This is a genomic window from Stutzerimonas sp. Brlt_14, assembly GCF_051948915.1.
GTDB lineage: Bacteria > Pseudomonadota > Gammaproteobacteria > Pseudomonadales > Pseudomonadaceae > Stutzerimonas > Stutzerimonas stutzeri.
The window spans coordinates 119,731-134,777 of sequence record NZ_JAYJLM010000007.1 but is presented as its reverse complement, the minus strand read 5'-3'; the positions used below and the strand labels follow the sequence as shown (position 1 = coordinate 134,777).

Here is a 15,047-nt window from a genome sequence, read left to right as displayed (position 1 = left end):
TAATCGTTCCTGAAAGCACTGCGAGTGTCGGCCGATTGTACCCAACCACCGAAGGGGCCGCGATGTTGCGGCGGTGAATCGGGCTACAATGCGGATTTCCTGTTTGAGGTATGCCCTGTGACTGCCAGCGGTGGTGCGAATTCCGGAGTGGGTACGCTTTATGTCGTCGCCACGCCGATCGGCAATCTGGAGGACATCAGCGCCAGGGCGCTGCGTGTACTTCGCGAGGTGGCGCTTATCGCCGCCGAGGACACTCGCCACTCCTCGCGGCTGCTGGCGCACTTCGGTATCCAGACGCCGCTGGCCGCTTGTCATGAGCATAACGAGCGCAACGAAGGGGGGCGGTTCATCGAGCGACTCCAGGCAGGGGATGACGTGGCGCTGATCTCCGATGCCGGCACGCCCTTGATCTCCGATCCTGGCTACCATCTGGTGCGTCAGGCCCGGGCGGCAGGAGTGGCTGTCGTCCCGGTGCCGGGGGCCTGCGCACTGATAGCCGCTCTCTCGGCGGCGGGTTTGCCGTCGGACCGTTTCATCTTCGAGGGGTTTCTTCCCGCCAAGGCGGCTGCGCGACGTACACGTCTCGAGGCGCTGAAGGAGGAGCCGCGTACGCTGATCTTCTATGAAGCCCCGCATCGCATACTCGAGTCGCTGGGAGATTTCGAGGATGTGTTCGGTGGTGAGCGCATGGCGGTGCTTGGGCGCGAGCTGACGAAGACCTTCGAAACCTTGAAGGGCTTGCCGTTGGGGGCTTTACGCGCTTGGGTCGAGGCGGACAGCAACCAGCAGCGAGGCGAATGCGTGCTGCTGGTGGAAGGGTGGGAGGCGCCGCAAGGCGAGAGCGCGGTGAGCGCCGAAGCGCTGCGGGTGCTCGATCTGTTATTGGCAGAAATGCCGCTCAAGCGCGCTGCTGCCGTCGCGGCCGACATTACTGGCGTGCGCAAGAATCTGCTGTATCAGGCGGCGCTAGAGCGTAAGTAGCAAGGCGCCCTGCCGGCGTTTCGCTTGCGGCATGGTGCGCGCGACGGTACTCTGGCGGTCGGAGAGTCGATCGGACAGTCGCTGTCTCTTTTTGTTCCGGCAAGAAGGGAGGGAGGAAAGTCCGGGCTCCATAGGGCAAAGTGCCAGGTAACGCCTGGGAGGCGTGAGCCTACGGAAAGTGCCACAGAAAATAACCGCCTAAGCGCCTCGGCGCCGGTAAGGGTGAAAAGGTGCGGTAAGAGCGCACCGCACGGCTGGTAACAGTCCGTGGCTAGGTAAACCCCACTTGGAGCAAGACCAAATAGGGATCCATTGGCGTGGCCCGCGCTGGATCCGGGTAGGTTGCTAGAGGCAGTCAGTGATGGCTGTCGTAGAGGAATGGCTGTCCTCGACAGAACCCGGCTTACAGATCGACTCTCCGTTTCTTCCTTCCGTAATCTCCGTTTTTAATTTCGAAAGATTCTTGCTCTTAACAAAGTACTTTAACTTTGTTGAGTAACTCCTTGCTGCTCCTAAAAAGCCATTCTGGGCCTGTCCGCTTTTCCCCATTTATCCCCACCTGACATCGCTAAATTGCCGCTCCGTAAGGCTTTTTCCCGCTGGGCTCGCCTTGACGGTGGGGCGGCTGCGTTTCTATAGTGCGCACAAGTGGTAGGAAGTGGCAGAAAGTGGGTAAATATGGGCATGGATAGCTAATTCAGGGGAAGCGCAAGCGTGTTTCGCGGAGCTAACGCCATCAGTCTCGACGCCAAAGGCCGGCTAGCCATGCCCAGCCGGTACCGTGACGAGCTGAATTCCCGTGGCGATGGCCAGCTGATCATCACGATCGACGCCGTGGACCGCTGCTTGTGCATATATCCACTACCCGAGTGGGAACTCATCGAGGCAAAACTTCGTGAGTTGCCTTCCCTGCGAGAAGAGGCCCGCCGCCTGCAGCGTCTGTTGATCGGCAACGCGGTCGACCTGGAAATGGATGGCAGCGGTCGAGTGGTCGTGCCGCCGCGTCTGCGTGAATACGCCCGGCTGGACAAGCGCGCGATGTTGGTGGGGCAACTCAACAAGTTTCAACTGTGGAACGAGGACGACTGGAACGCGATTTCTGACGCGGACCTGGCGGCCATCAAGCAACCCGGCGGTCTGCCGGAAGAACTACGTGACCTTATCCTGTGAGCCAGATCAGCAGCCTGCGACATATCACCGTGTTGCTCGACGAAGCCGTCGCGGCGCTGAACGTGCGCGCCGATGGTCGCTATCTGGACGGGACCTTCGGGCGGGGCGGCCATAGCCGGCTACTTCTGCAACAGCTCGGTCCTAATGGCCAGTTGCTAGGGTTCGACAAGGACCCATTAGCTATCGCTACGGGACAAGCGCTGGCGGCCGAGGACGGCCGCTTTGTCGTTGTGCAGAGAAGTTTTGCCGAGCTCGGTGACGAAGTCGCGCAACGCGGCTGGATGGGGGCTGTGAGCGGCATTCTGCTTGATCTCGGCGTGTCGTCGCCTCAGCTGGACGACCCCATTCGCGGCTTCAGTTTTCTGAACGATGGCCCCTTGGACATGCGCATGGATCCGAGTCGTGGCGTGAGTGCGTCCGAATGGATTGCCTCGGCCGATGAGGACGAGATCGCACGAGTGCTCAAGGAGTACGGTGAAGAGCGTTTCGCCAAACGTATGGCTCGTGCAGTGGTACAGCGGCGCGCTGAGGCACCCTTCGAGCGAACCGCCGATCTGGCCAAGGTGCTGACCGACGCCAATCCAGCCTGGGAGAAAGGCAAGAACCCGGCAACGCGGGCCTTCCAGGGGCTGCGTATTCATATCAACAACGAGCTGGGCGATCTGGAGCGTGGTCTCGACGCAGCGCTGGATGCGCTGGAAGTGGGCGGTCGCCTGGTCGTCATCAGCTTCCATTCGCTGGAAGATCGCATCGTCAAACAGTTCATGCGTCGGCACGCCAAGGGCGAGGCAGACAAGCTGCCGCGTGACCTGCCAATCATCCCGAAGGCCTTCGAGCCGCGCCTGAAACTGATCGGCAAGCCGCAGTACGCATCCGAAGCGGAAGTGAAGGCCAACCCACGCTCGCGCAGCGCTGTCATGCGTGTCGCGGAGAAAGTGCGATGAGCCGCGTGCTGCGTGCCATGCCCAATGGCAGCCTGCTGATGCTGGTGCTGTTCGTCAGCGTTCTCCTGTCGGCGATCGCGGTTGCCTACTGCGCGCATTGGAACCGTCAGCTGTTGAACGAGCTGTATGGCGAACTCAGCGTGCGTGACAAGGCTCAGGCCGAATGGGGACGACTGATTCTCGAGCAGAGCACCTGGACGGCACACAGCCGCATCGAGACGCTGGCTACCGAGCAGCTGCGCATGCACATTCCTGCGGCGGCAGACGTCCGATTGGTGAAGCCATGATGAGTCTTCAGGGCGCGCTTTATCCCTGGCGCTTTCGCATCGTTCTCGCGCTGCTGGCGTTGCTGGTGGGCGTGATCGCCTGGCGCATCGTCGATCTGCAGGTCATGGATCAGGGCTTCCTGAAAGGCCAGGGCGACGCGCGCAGCGTTCGCCATATTCCGATTCCTGCACACCGCGGTCTGATCACCGATCGTAACGGCGAGCCGCTCGCCGTGAGCACGCCTGTGACCACTCTTTGGGGCAACCCCAAGGAACTGCAGGCCGCGCGCGCCCGCTGGCCAGAACTCGCCAAGGCGCTCGGGCAGGACGCAGCGGTGCTGAGCGAACGGCTGCAATCGCAAGCCTCGCGCGAATTCATGTACCTGGTGCGCGGCCTGACGCCGGAGCAGGGCCAGGAAATTCTCGACCTGAAGATTCCCGGCGTTTACGCGCAGGAGGAGTTCCGTCGCTTCTATCCGGCAGGCGAAGTGGCAGCGCACGTAGTCGGCTTCACCGACATCGACGATCGAGGTCGTGAAGGCATGGAGCTGGCCTATGACGAGTGGCTGGCCGGTGTCCCGGGCAAGCGCCAGGTGCTCAAGGACCGCCGCGGGCGTCTGATCAAGGACGTCCAGGTCACCAAGAACGCCAAGCCCGGCAAGGCCATGGCGCTGTCGATCGACCTGCGCCTGCAGTACCTCGCCCACAGCGAGCTGCGCAACGTCGTGCATGAATACGGTGCCAAGGCGGCAAGCCTGGTGATGGTGGACGTCAAGACTGGCGAGATCCTCGCCATGGCCAACCAGCCGACCTACAACCCGAACAACCGGCGCAACCTGCAGCCGGCGGCGATGCGCAACCGCGCCATGATCGACGTCTTTGAGCCGGGCTCGACGGTCAAGCCGTTCAGCATCGCGGCGGCGCTGGCGACCGGCAAGTACCAGCCGGATTCGGTGGTCAACACGCTGCCGGGCTGGATGCGCATCGGCCGCTATACCATCCGCGACGTGTCCCGCGGCGGCATGCTGTCGCTGACCGGAATCCTGATGAAGTCGAGCAACGTCGGCATCAGCAAGATCGCCCTGGATATAGGTGCCGAGCCGGTTTACGCGGTGATGCAGCAGGCGGGCTTCGGCCAGGACACCGGCCTGGGCTTCCCTGGCGAGCGCGTCGGCAACCTGCCCAACCATCGCAAGTGGCGGGATGCGGAAACCGCGTCCCTGGCCTACGGCTATGGCCTTTCCGTGACGGCAGTACAGCTGGCGCACGCCTATGCCGTGCTGGGCAACCAAGGCACCAACGTGCCGCTCTCCTTGTTGCGCCTGGATCGCGCGCAGGACGGCGTGCAAGTTATCGACAAGCAGATTTCCGGCACCGTGCTGCAGATGCTGCGGGCGGTGGTCGAGGAGGAAGGCGGCGGTGGCGCGCGGGCCAAGGTGCCGGGCTACCACGTCGGCGGCAAGAGCGGTACCGCGAAGAAGATCTCCGGTACCGGTGGCTATACCAAGGATGCTTACCGTTCGTTCTTCGCCGGCGTCGCGCCGCTTTCCAACCCGCGAATCGCCGCGGTGGTCGTCGTGGACGAGCCGAGCAAGGGTCAGTACTACGGTGGTCTGGTGGCCGCTCCGGTGTTCGGCAAGGTCATGGCGCGCGCACTGCGCCTGATGAATGTCGCGCCGGACAACCTGCCGCCGCCCGCCGAGCTGCAGACCGCGGAAGCGGCCAAAGGCAAGGGAGGGCGCAGCTGATGCCGATGCCATTGAATCACCTGCTGCCACACGCCGGCAGTGACGTCCTGATCCGCGAGCTGACGCTCGACAGCCGCAAGGTTCGTGGTGGCGACCTGTTCCTGGCGGTGCCGGGGCTGCAGCATGACGGGCGCGATCATGTACAGGACGCCATTGCCCGCGGCGCCGCTGCGGTCGCTTACGAATCCGAAGGGCTGGATCAGGCGCTGACCGGTGCCGCGGTAATGGTGCCGGTGCATCACTTGGCCGGTCAGCTCTCGGCCATAGCCGGGCGCTTCTACGGAGAGCCCAGCCGCAACCTGCGTCTGGTCGGTGTCACCGGAACCAACGGCAAGACCAGCGTCAGCCAGCTGATCGCCCAGGCCCTCGACCGTCTCGGGGAACCCTGCGGGATCATCGGCACCCTGGGCACCGGTTTCTACGGTCAGCTGGAAATGGGGCGGCATACCACGCCGGATGCGATCGGCGTTCAGGCGACCCTCGCTCAGCTGAAGCAGGAAGGCGCGCGCGCCGTGGCGATGGAGGTGTCGTCCCATGGCCTCGATCAGGGCCGCGTCGCCGCGCTGGAGTTCGACGTCGCTGTCTTTACCAACCTGTCGCGCGACCATCTCGATTACCACGGCACCATGGAAGCCTACGGCGCTGCCAAGGCGCGGCTTTTCGGCGTGCCTGGTCTGAGCTGTCGGGTGATCAATCTCGACGATGGCTTCGGCCGTGCGCTGGCCGGTGAGGAGCGCGAATCGCGGCTGATCAGCTACAGCCTGGAAGACGCCTCTGCCTACCTGTACTGCCCCGAGGCGCAGCTCGACGATGACGGCATTCATGCGCGGTTGATCACCCCGCAGGGTGAGCGCTCGCTGCGCAGCCCGCTGCTGGGCCGCTTCAACGTCAGCAACGTGCTCGCCGCCGTTGGCGCCTTGCTCGGCATGGACTACCCGCTGGACGAGATCCTCGCCGTGCTGCCGGAGCTTGAAGGCCCGGCCGGCCGAATGCAGCGTCTGGGCGGCGGCGACCGGCCACTGGTGGTGATCGATTACGCCCATACCCCCGACGCTCTGGAAAAGGTGCTTACTGCACTACGTCCGCACGCACGTGGTCGCTTGCTCTGCCTGTTCGGCTGCGGTGGTGATCGCGACACCGGCAAGCGCCCACTCATGGCCGAGGTCGCCGAGCGGCTGGCCGATGGGGTTGTGGTTACCGATGACAACCCGCGCAACGAGGCGCCGGAACGCATTCTCGACGATATCCGCAGAGGCTTCGTCAATCCGGAAGCGGTGACCTTTGTGCAGGGTCGCGCCCAGGCGATTGCCCGGCTCATCGCGGCCGCCAATGCCAGGGATGTGGTAGTGCTCGCTGGCAAGGGCCACGAGGACTATCAGGAAATTCGCGGCGAGCGGCTGCCGTTCTCCGATATCGAGGAAGCCTGTACCGCACTGTCCACCTGGGAGAAGCCCGATGCTTGAAGCCATGCGACTGAGCGAGCTGCAGCTGCCGTTGTCCGGCCGTCTGGTGGGTGCCGATGCCAGCTTCTCTGCGGTCAGCACTGACAGCCGGGCGATCCAGCCGGGGCAGCTGTTCATTGCGCTGACCGGTCCGCGCTTCGATGGTCATGCCTATCTCGCCGAGGTGGCCGCCAAAGGCGCGGTGGCGGCTCTGGTCGCACGCGAAGTCGAGGGCGCGCCGCTGCCGCAGCTGGTTGTCGCCGATACTCGCCTGGCGCTGGGGCGTCTGGGGGCGCTCAACCGTGAGGCCTTCAAGGGGCCACTCGCCGCCATCACCGGCTCGAGTGGCAAGACCAGCGTCAAGGAAATGCTCGCCAGCATTCTGCGCAGTGCTCACGGGCACGACGCCGTGCTGGCTACGCGCGGCAATCTGAACAACGACCTCGGTGCGCCACTGACGCTGCTGGAACTGAGCGCCGAACACCGCAGCGCGGTCATCGAGCTCGGCGCCTCGCGAGTGGGTGACATCGCTTACACCGTCAGCCTGGTGCGCCCGGATGTCAGCCTGATCAACAACGCCGGAACCGCCCATGTCGGCGAATTCGGCGGCCCGGAAAAGATCGTTCAGGCCAAGGGCGAGATTCTCGACGGCCTGAGCGCAACCGGCACCGCCGTGCTGAATCGTGACGACAAGGCCTACCCCATCTGGGCCGAGCGTGTGGCTGGCAAGCGCATCGTGTCGTTCGGTCTGGACAACCCGCTTGCCGATTTTTCCGCTGGTTCGATCGCCTACGACCAGCGCGGTTGCCCGAATTTCGTACTGACCGGCCCGCTGGGCAACCTGCGCGTGCAGCTCAACCTGCTGGGCCGCCACAATGTGGCCAATGCGCTGGCTGCCGCCGCGGCCGCCCACGCCCTGGGCATCACCGCCGAGGCTGTCGTGACCGGATTGCAGGGCCTGCAACCCGTCAAGGGGCGTGCCGTGGCGCAGATGCTCGCCAATGGTGTGCGTCTCATCGACGACAGCTACAACGCCAACCCCGCTTCGATCTGCGCCGCGATCGACGTGCTTGCCAGTTTCGCCGGGCGCACCATTCTCGTCCTGGGGGACATGGGTGAGCTGGGCGAGTGGGCCGAGCAGGGGCATCGCGATGTCGGTGCCTACGCGGCGGGCAAGGTCGACACCCTCTATGCCGTTGGGCCACTGATGGCCCATGCGGTCGCCGCTTTCGGGCAGGGTGCCCGGCATTTCGCCGATCAGGCCAGCCTGATCGAAAGCCTGCGTGCCGAGCAGGGCAGCGGCACCACCATTCTGATCAAGGGCTCGCGTAGCGCGGCGATGGACAAAGTCGTCGATGCGCTCGCTGGGCCATCCATGGAGAAACACTGATGCTGCTGCTGCTCGCCGAGTATCTGCAACAGTTCCACAAGGGCTTCGCGGTCTTCCAGTACCTGTCGCTGCGTGGAATCCTCGGCGTCCTCACCGCGCTGGTACTGTCGCTGTGGATGGGCCCGTGGCTGATCCGCACCCTCCAGTTGCGCCAGATCGGCCAGGCGGTGCGTACCGACGGACCGCAGTCGCATCTGTCGAAATCCGGCACGCCCACCATGGGTGGCGCGCTGATCCTCAGTGCCATCGGCATTTCCACGCTACTCTGGGCCGACCTGGCCAACCGCTACGTGTGGGTCGTGCTGGCGGTGACATTGCTGTTCGGCGCCATCGGGTGGGTCGATGACTACCGCAAGGTGATCGAGAAGAACTCGCGCGGGTTGCCAAGCCGCTGGAAGTATTTCTGGCAGTCGGTGTTCGGCCTCGGTGCGGCGATCTTCCTTTATATGACTGCGCAGACGCCGGTTGAAACGACGCTGATCCTGCCGCTGCTGAAGAACATCGAGATCCCGCTGGGCATCGGTTTCGTGATTCTCACCTATTTCGTCATCGTCGGTTCGAGCAATGCGGTCAACCTCACCGACGGCCTCGACGGCCTGGCGATCATGCCGACCGTGATGGTCGGCGGCGGTCTGGGCATCTTCTGTTACCTCTCCGGTAACGTGAATTTCGCCGAGTATCTGCTGATCCCCTACATCCCCGGTTCCGGAGAACTCATCGTCTTCTGCGGCGCGCTGATCGGTGCCGGCCTCGGCTTCCTCTGGTTCAACACCTATCCGGCGCAGGTCTTCATGGGCGACGTCGGCGCGCTGGCCTTGGGCGCAGCGCTGGGCACCATTGCCGTGATCGTCCGCCAGGAAGTGGTGCTGTTCATCATGGGCGGCGTGTTCGTGATGGAAACGCTGTCGGTGATGATCCAGGTCGCCAGCTTCAAGCTCACCGGCAAACGCGTTTTCCGCATGGCGCCGATCCATCACCATTTCGAACTCAAGGGCTGGCCCGAACCCCGGGTGATCGTGCGCTTCTGGATCATTACCGTGATCCTGGTGCTCGTCGGCCTTGCCACCCTGAAACTGAGGTAACCGAGAGTGCTCATCGCTTCCGACCAGTTCCGCATCGTTGTCGGCCTCGGCAAGAGCGGCATGTCCCTGGTTCGCCACCTGGCGCGCCGCGGGCTGCCGTTTGCCGTGGTGGACACTCGTGCGAACCCGCCGGAACTGGCCACGCTGAAGGCCGAGTACCCGGATGTGCAGGTACGCTGCGGCGAACTGGATGTGGATTTCCTCTGTACCGCCAGCGAGCTGCTGGTGAGCCCCGGGCTTGCGGTCAGCACGCCGGCGTTGCAGGAAGCCGCGGCACGGGGCGTCAAGCTGTCGGGGGACATCGAGCTGTTCGCCCGCGAAGCCAAGGCACCCATCGTCGCGATCACCGGCTCCAACGCCAAGAGCACTGTGACCACCCTGGTCGGCGAGATGGCCGCGGCAGCCGGGCGTACCGTGGCGGTCGGCGGCAATCTGGGCACGCCAGCGCTCGATCTGCTTGCCGATGAAGTCGATCTCTACGTACTGGAGCTTTCCAGCTTCCAGCTGGAAACCACCGAGCAGCTCAATGCCGAAGTGGCCACCTGCCTGAACATCAGCGAAGACCACATGGACCGCTACAGTGGGCTGCCGGCTTATCACCAGGCCAAGCACCGCATCTTCCGTGGCGCGCGTCAGGTGGTGGTCAATCGGGATGACCGCCTGAGCCGGCCGCTGGTGGGTGAGGATGTGCCGACCTGGACCTTCGGGCTCGGCAAGCCGGACTTCAAGGGCTTCGGGCTCTTCGAGGAAAAAGGCGAGAAGTACCTGGCGTTCCAGTTCGAGGCGCTGATGCCGGTGCGCGAACTGAAGATGCGCGGTGCGCATAATCAGTCCAACGCCCTGGCTGCGTTGGCACTCGGGCACGCGGTGGGGCTGCCGTTCGGCCCCATGCTGGATACGCTGCGTCGTTTCACCGGTTTGCCGCACCGTTGCCAGTGGGTCGGTGAGCGTGCCGGTGTCAGCTATTACGACGACTCCAAGGCCACCAACGTCGGTGCTGCGCTGGCAGCGATCGAAGGCCTCGGCGCCGACATCGACGGCAAGCTGGTGCTGATCGCCGGCGGCGACGGCAAGGGCGCCGACTTCTCCGCGCTGCGCGCTCCCGTGGCGCGTTACTGCCGAGCCGTGGTGCTGCTCGGTCGCGACGCCCCGCGTCTGGCCGAGGCGCTGGGCGAAGCGACGGTGCTGATCCGCGTCGCCAGCCTGGAAGAGGCTGTACAGCGCGCCGCCGAATGTGCGGAGTCGGGCGATGCGGTACTGCTTTCGCCGGCCTGCGCCAGCCTGGACATGTTCAAGAACTTCGAGGAGCGCGGTCGTCTCTTCGCCGCTGCGGTGGAGGCGCTCGACTGATGCTCGCCTTCCTGCGCCAAGCCCCTTCGCCCCTGTACGGCCGCCGTGGTGTGGACCTGGACTTCCCCATGCTGGCCGGTTGTCTGGCGCTGCTTGGTCTCGGCCTGGTGATGATCACCTCGGCGTCGTCCGAGGTGGCGGCGGTCAACTCCGGCAATCCGCTGTACCACATGATTCGCCACCTGATCTATGTGGTGCTGGGGCTGGGTGCCGGCGCCGCGATGCTGCTGGTACCGCTTTCGTTCTGGCAGCGGATGGACTGGATGCTGCTCCTGGCGGCCTTCGGGCTGTTGATCCTGGTGCTGCTGCCGGGCATCGGTCGCGAGGTCAATGGTTCCATGCGCTGGATCGGCTTCGGCGCGTTCAACGTGCAGCCGTCGGAGCTGGCCAAGGTATTCGTGGTGATCTACCTGGCCGGTTATCTGGTGCGCCGGCAGGAGGAAGTTCGCGAGAGCCTGTGGGGCTTCGCCAAGCCGTTCCTGGTGCTCCTGCCAATGGCGTTCCTGCTGTTGCTGGAGCCCGACTTCGGGGCGACGGTGGTGATGATGGGCGCTGCGGTGGCCATGCTGTTCCTCGGCGGGGTCGGGATGATCCGCTTCAGCCTGCTGGTGATCGCCGCGGTCGGTGCAGTGGTGGTCCTGGTGCAGACTCAGGAATACCGCCTGCAGCGCCTGATCACTTTTACCGACCCCTGGGCCGATCAGTATGGCGCCGGCTATCAGCTGACCCAGGCGCTGATCGCCTTCGGGCGTGGCGAATGGCTCGGCGTCGGCCTCGGTAACAGCGTACAGAAGCAGTTCTACCTGCCCGAAGCGCACACCGACTTCGTGTTCTCGGTACTTGCCGAAGAGCTGGGCATGATCGGCGCGCTGGCGACCATCGCGCTGTTTGCCTTCGTCGGCGTGCGTGCCCTCTACATCGGACTCTGGGCAGAGAAGGCTCGGCAGTTCTTCGCCGCCTATGTCGCCTGGGGTCTGGCGTTCCTCTGGCTCGGTCAGTTCCTGATCAACGTCGGGGTGAATGTCGGCCTGTTGCCGACCAAGGGCCTGACGCTGCCCTTCCTCAGTTACGGTGGCAGCTCGCTGGTGGTGACCTGCGCGAGCATGGCGCTGCTGCTGCGCATCGAGTGGGAAAGCCGCACCGTACTGGGCAGCGAGGACACCGAGTTCGACGAGTCCGACTTTGCCGAGCCCTCGGCCAAGGAGGTCGCTCATGGCCGCTAATGTCCTGATCATGGCCGGCGGTACCGGTGGGCACGTATTCCCTGCGTTGGCCTGCGCGCGCGAGTTCCAGACGCGTGGCTATGCCGTGCATTGGCTCGGCACGCCGCGTGGCATCGAGAACGAACTGGTGCCTGCTGCCGGGCTGCCATTGCATCTGATTCAGGTCAGTGGACTGCGCGGCAAAGGTCTGGCGTCGCTGATCAAGGCTCCGCTGCAGCTGGTCCGCTCGCTGTTCCAGGCGCGCCGCATCATCCGCGAGCTGCGTCCGGTCTGCGTGCTGGGGCTTGGCGGCTACGTCACCGGTCCCGGCGGGCTGGCGGCCAAACTGGCCGGCGTGCCGCTGGTGATCCACGAGCAGAACGCCGTGGCCGGTACCGCCAACCGTAGCCTGGTGCCGTTGGCCAGCCGGGTCTGCGAGGCCTTCCCGGATACCTTCAGCTCCAGCGCCAAGCGCCGGACCACCGGCAACCCGGTGCGGGAGGAACTGTTTCTGGAAACCCCGCGCGACAGCCTGGCTCATCGTCGGCCGCGTCTGCTGGTGCTGGGCGGCAGCCTGGGTGCCGAACCGCTGAACAAGCTGTTGCCCGCAGCGCTGGCGCAGGTCCCCGCCGAACTGCGGCCGGAAGTGTTCCACCAGGCCGGCAAACAGCACGCCGAGATCACCGAGCAGCGCTATGCCGAGGCGGGCGTCGAGGCCGAGGTTGCGCCCTTCATCAAGGACATGGCGCGGGCTTACGCCTGGGCCGATCTGGTGATCTGCCGCGCCGGCGCACTCACCGTGTGCGAGCTGGCCGCCGCCGGGCTGCCGTCGTTCCTGGTGCCGTTGCCTCACGCGATCGACGATCACCAGACCCGCAATGCCGAATATCTGGCGAAGGAGGGCGCTGCCGTCCTTCTGCCACAAGCCAAGACTGACGCGGCCGCGCTCGCCGCTCAGCTGACCGAGGTAATGATGCAGCCGGCAAAACTCAAGGCCATGGGGGCCGCCGCGCGCCGCTTGGCCCGGCCCGACGCCACCCGCAGCGTGGTCGATATCTGCCTGGAGGTGGCCCATGGCTAAGTCGCCCGCTGCGGTGAAAGCCGAAGTACGCCGCATGCGGCGCATCCGCCGCATTCATTTCGTTGGCATCGGCGGGGTCGGCATGTGCGGCATCGCCGAAGTGCTGCTCAATCTCGGCTACGAGGTGTCCGGCTCGGACCTCAAGGAATCGGCCAGTACCGAGCGTCTGCAGAGCTTCGGCGCACAGATCTTCATCGGCCACCAGGCCGGCAATGTCGCCGGTGCCGACGTGCTGGTGGTGTCCAGCGCGATCAATTCGGCCAATCCGGAAGTGGCCCTGGCCCTGGAACAGCGCATCCCGGTGGTGCCGCGGGCCGAGATGCTCGCCGAGCTGATGCGCTACCGGCATGGCATCGCCGTCGCCGGAACCCATGGCAAGACCACCACCACCAGCTTGCTGGCTTCGGTGTTCGCAGCAGGCGGGCTCGATCCGACCTTCGTCATCGGTGGCCGTCTGACCGCGGCCGGTACCAATGCCCAGCTGGGCAGCAGCCGTTACCTGATCGCCGAAGCGGACGAAAGCGACGCCAGCTTCCTCCACCTGCAGCCGATGGTGGCGGTGGTGACCAACATCGACGCCGACCACATGAGCACCTATGGCGGCGACTTCGGCAAGCTGAAGAAGACCTTCGTCGAGTTCCTGCACAACCTGCCGTTCTACGGCCTGGCGGTGCTCTGCGTCGACGATCCGGTGGTGCGCGAGATCATTCCGCAGATCGGCCGTCCGACTACCACCTACGGTTTCAGTGAAGACGCCGACGTGCGTGCCATCAACGTTCGTCAGGAAGGCATGCGCACCTATTTCACCGTGCTGCGCGACGGCTGCGAACCGCTGGACGTCTCGGTGCACATGCCCGGCAACCACAACGTGCTCAATGCCCTGGCCACCATCGCCATCGCCACCGACGAGGGCATCGATGACGAAGCCATCGTCCAGGGCCTGGCCGAGTTCGCCGGCGTCGGCCGCCGTTTCCAGGTCTACGGCAATCTGCCGGTGGACGGCGGCAGCGTGATGCTGGTGGACGACTACGGCCACCACCCGCGGGAGGTCGCTGCGGTGATCAAGGCGGTACGTGGTGGCTGGCCGGAGCGGCGCCTGGTGATGGTCTACCAGCCACACCGCTACAGCCGTACCCGGGACCTCTACGACGACTTCGTGCAGGTGCTCGGCGAATCCAACGTGCTGCTGCTGATGGAAGTCTACCCGGCCGGTGAAGAGCCCATCCCCGGTGCCGACAGTCGCCAGCTGTGCCACAGCATCCGCCAGCGCGGTCAGCTCGACCCCATCTATGTCGAGCGTGGCGTCGATCTGGCGCCGCTGGTCAAGCCGCTGCTGCGTGCCGGTGACATCCTGCTCTGCCAGGGCGCTGGTGATATCGGCGGGCTGGCTCCGCAACTTCTCAAGAGTCCCCTGTTCGGTGGCGATGACGCCGCAAGGAAAACCAAATGATGGCTTTGCAATCGACGCGCGACCCCAAGGAATTCGGCCGCGTCGCCGTGCTCTTCGGCGGCAAGAGCGCCGAGCGCGAGGTCTCCCTCAAGTCCGGCGCTGCCGTGCTCGCCGCGTTGCAGGCGGCGGGTGTGGATGCCTTTGGTATCGATGCCGGTGATGACCTGCTGCAGCGCCTGAGCAGCGAGCGGATCGACCGTGCCTTTATCGTCCTGCACGGCCGCGGTGGCGAAGATGGCAGCATGCAGGGGCTGCTGGAGTGTGCCGGCATTCCTTACACCGGCAGCGGCATCCTCGCCTCGGCGCTGGCCATGGACAAGCTGCGCACCAAGCAGGTCTGGCAGAGCCTAGGCCTGCCAACGCCGCGGCACGCGGTGCTGGCCAGCGAAGCCGACTGCCAGGCCGCGGCCCAGATGCTGGGCTTTCCGCTGATCGTCAAGCCGGCGCACGAGGGATCGAGCATCGGTATGGCCAAGGTTGGCGATGTCGCCGAGCTGATCGCCGCCTGGCGCGCAGCGAGCACCTATGACGCGCAGGTGCTGGTTGAACAGTGGATCCAGGGCCCCGAGTTCACCGTGGCGGTGCTGCACGGTGAGGTCCTGCCGCCGATTGGCCTGGGCACGCCGCATACCTTTTACGATTACGACGCCAAGTACCTGGCCTCCGATACCCAGTACCGCATCCCCTGCGGGCTGGACGCGGCCCGCGAAGAAGAACTCAAGGTGCTCTCGGCGCGTGCCTGCGAGGCGGTGGGTATTCGCGGTTGGGCGCGGGTGGACGTGATGCAGGATGCCGAGGGCAACTTCTGGCTGCTGGAAGTGAACACCGTGCCGGGCATGACCGATCACAGCCTGGTGCCGATGGCGGCGCGTGCCGCCGGGCTGGATTTCCAGCAGCTGGTGCTGAGCATTCTCGACGACAGCCTCGAGGCGGGGAACTGA

At 64.9% G+C, this 15,047-nt stretch carries 13 protein-coding genes and 1 other RNA gene; all 14 read left to right on the top strand.

The genetic code is table 11. The annotated features are described in order from the left end of the window. The first annotated feature begins 117 nt into the window (after window positions 1–117). The 14 genes from rsmI to VF716_RS17665 all read left to right on the top strand — a co-directional run bounded on the left by rsmI (window position 118) and on the right by VF716_RS17665 (window position 15,047). The gene (rsmI, locus tag VF716_RS17730; RefSeq protein ID WP_013981955.1) at window positions 118–981 is read left to right on the top strand and encodes a 16S rRNA (cytidine(1402)-2'-O)-methyltransferase; all 864 of its coding nucleotides are present in this window, start codon (window positions 118–120) and stop codon (window positions 979–981) included. Between the two features lie 62 nt (window positions 982–1,043). After that, window positions 1,044–1,403: RNase P RNA component class A (gene rnpB, locus VF716_RS17725), an RNA gene on the top strand. A gap of 292 nt (window positions 1,404–1,695) precedes the next feature. Beyond that, window positions 1,696–2,151: a division/cell wall cluster transcriptional repressor MraZ gene (gene mraZ, locus VF716_RS17720; protein ID WP_003281171.1), complete on the top strand. Its 456-nt coding sequence runs from the start codon at window positions 1,696–1,698 to the stop codon at window positions 2,149–2,151. Continuing rightward, window positions 2,148–3,095, top strand: a complete 948-nt coding sequence (gene rsmH, locus VF716_RS17715) for a 16S rRNA (cytosine(1402)-N(4))-methyltransferase RsmH (protein WP_125912597.1) — start codon at window positions 2,148–2,150, stop codon at window positions 3,093–3,095. The genes mraZ and rsmH overlap by 4 nt, the downstream gene beginning before the upstream one ends. Next, on the top strand, window positions 3,092–3,382 hold the full coding sequence (gene ftsL / locus VF716_RS17710) for a cell division protein FtsL (protein ID WP_013981957.1): 291 nt from the start codon (window positions 3,092–3,094) through the stop codon (window positions 3,380–3,382). The genes rsmH and ftsL overlap by 4 nt, the downstream gene beginning before the upstream one ends. Next, window positions 3,382–5,109 (top strand): peptidoglycan D,D-transpeptidase FtsI family protein, encoded by a 1,728-nt coding sequence (locus VF716_RS17705; protein WP_011912263.1) that lies wholly within the window; start codon window positions 3,382–3,384, stop codon window positions 5,107–5,109. Before ftsL ends, VF716_RS17705 begins: the two co-directional genes overlap by 1 nt. Beyond that, a complete protein-coding gene (locus VF716_RS17700) occupies window positions 5,109–6,572 on the top strand; it encodes a UDP-N-acetylmuramoyl-L-alanyl-D-glutamate--2,6-diaminopimelate ligase (protein ID WP_440552817.1) in 1,464 nt (487 codons plus the stop codon). The genes VF716_RS17705 and VF716_RS17700 overlap by 1 nt, the downstream gene beginning before the upstream one ends. After that, complete coding sequence (locus VF716_RS17695) at window positions 6,565–7,941, top strand: UDP-N-acetylmuramoyl-tripeptide--D-alanyl-D-alanine ligase (RefSeq protein WP_440552816.1); 1,377 nt, start codon at window positions 6,565–6,567, stop codon at window positions 7,939–7,941. Before VF716_RS17700 ends, VF716_RS17695 begins: the two co-directional genes overlap by 8 nt. Beyond that, complete coding sequence (mraY, locus tag VF716_RS17690; protein WP_011912266.1) at window positions 7,941–9,023, top strand: phospho-N-acetylmuramoyl-pentapeptide-transferase; 1,083 nt, start codon at window positions 7,941–7,943, stop codon at window positions 9,021–9,023. The genes VF716_RS17695 and mraY overlap by 1 nt, the downstream gene beginning before the upstream one ends. 6 nt (window positions 9,024–9,029) lie before the next feature. Further along, window positions 9,030–10,373 (top strand): UDP-N-acetylmuramoyl-L-alanine--D-glutamate ligase, encoded by a 1,344-nt coding sequence (murD, locus tag VF716_RS17685; RefSeq protein ID WP_440552815.1) that lies wholly within the window; start codon window positions 9,030–9,032, stop codon window positions 10,371–10,373. Further along, window positions 10,373–11,596, top strand: coding sequence for a putative lipid II flippase FtsW (ftsW, locus tag VF716_RS17680; protein ID WP_017246359.1), 1,224 nt, complete (start codon window positions 10,373–10,375; stop codon window positions 11,594–11,596). The genes murD and ftsW overlap by 1 nt, the downstream gene beginning before the upstream one ends. Next, on the top strand, window positions 11,586–12,656 hold the full coding sequence (gene murG / locus VF716_RS17675; protein ID WP_440552814.1) for an undecaprenyldiphospho-muramoylpentapeptide beta-N-acetylglucosaminyltransferase: 1,071 nt from the start codon (window positions 11,586–11,588) through the stop codon (window positions 12,654–12,656). The genes ftsW and murG overlap by 11 nt, the downstream gene beginning before the upstream one ends. Continuing rightward, entirely contained in the window at window positions 12,649–14,106 is a 1,458-nt protein-coding gene (gene murC / locus VF716_RS17670) for a UDP-N-acetylmuramate--L-alanine ligase (protein WP_011912270.1), read from the top strand. Before murG ends, murC begins: the two co-directional genes overlap by 8 nt. Next, the gene (locus VF716_RS17665; protein ID WP_045631888.1) at window positions 14,103–15,047 is read left to right on the top strand and encodes a D-alanine--D-alanine ligase; all 945 of its coding nucleotides are present in this window, start codon (window positions 14,103–14,105) and stop codon (window positions 15,045–15,047) included. Before murC ends, VF716_RS17665 begins: the two co-directional genes overlap by 4 nt.

Bases quoted from the DNA above. Each gene is read 5' to 3' on its own strand.
- VF716_RS17695 (WP_440552816.1), top strand. From the start codon at position 6,565: ATGCTTGAAGCCATGCGACTGAGCGAGCTGCAGCTGCCGTTGTCCGGC.
- murC (WP_011912270.1), top strand. From the start codon at position 12,649: ATGGCTAAGTCGCCCGCTGCGGTGAAAGCCGAAGTACGCCGCATGCGG.
- VF716_RS17700 (WP_440552817.1), top strand. From the start codon at position 5,109: ATGCCGATGCCATTGAATCACCTGCTGCCACACGCCGGCAGTGACGTC.
- ftsW (WP_017246359.1), top strand. From the start codon at position 10,373: ATGCTCGCCTTCCTGCGCCAAGCCCCTTCGCCCCTGTACGGCCGCCGT.
- VF716_RS17665 (WP_045631888.1), top strand. From the start codon at position 14,103: ATGATGGCTTTGCAATCGACGCGCGACCCCAAGGAATTCGGCCGCGTC.
- murG (WP_440552814.1), top strand. From the start codon at position 11,586: ATGGCCGCTAATGTCCTGATCATGGCCGGCGGTACCGGTGGGCACGTA.
- mraY (WP_011912266.1), top strand. From the start codon at position 7,941: ATGCTGCTGCTGCTCGCCGAGTATCTGCAACAGTTCCACAAGGGCTTC.
- VF716_RS17705 (WP_011912263.1), top strand. From the start codon at position 3,382: ATGAGTCTTCAGGGCGCGCTTTATCCCTGGCGCTTTCGCATCGTTCTC.
- ftsL (WP_013981957.1), top strand. From the start codon at position 3,092: ATGAGCCGCGTGCTGCGTGCCATGCCCAATGGCAGCCTGCTGATGCTG.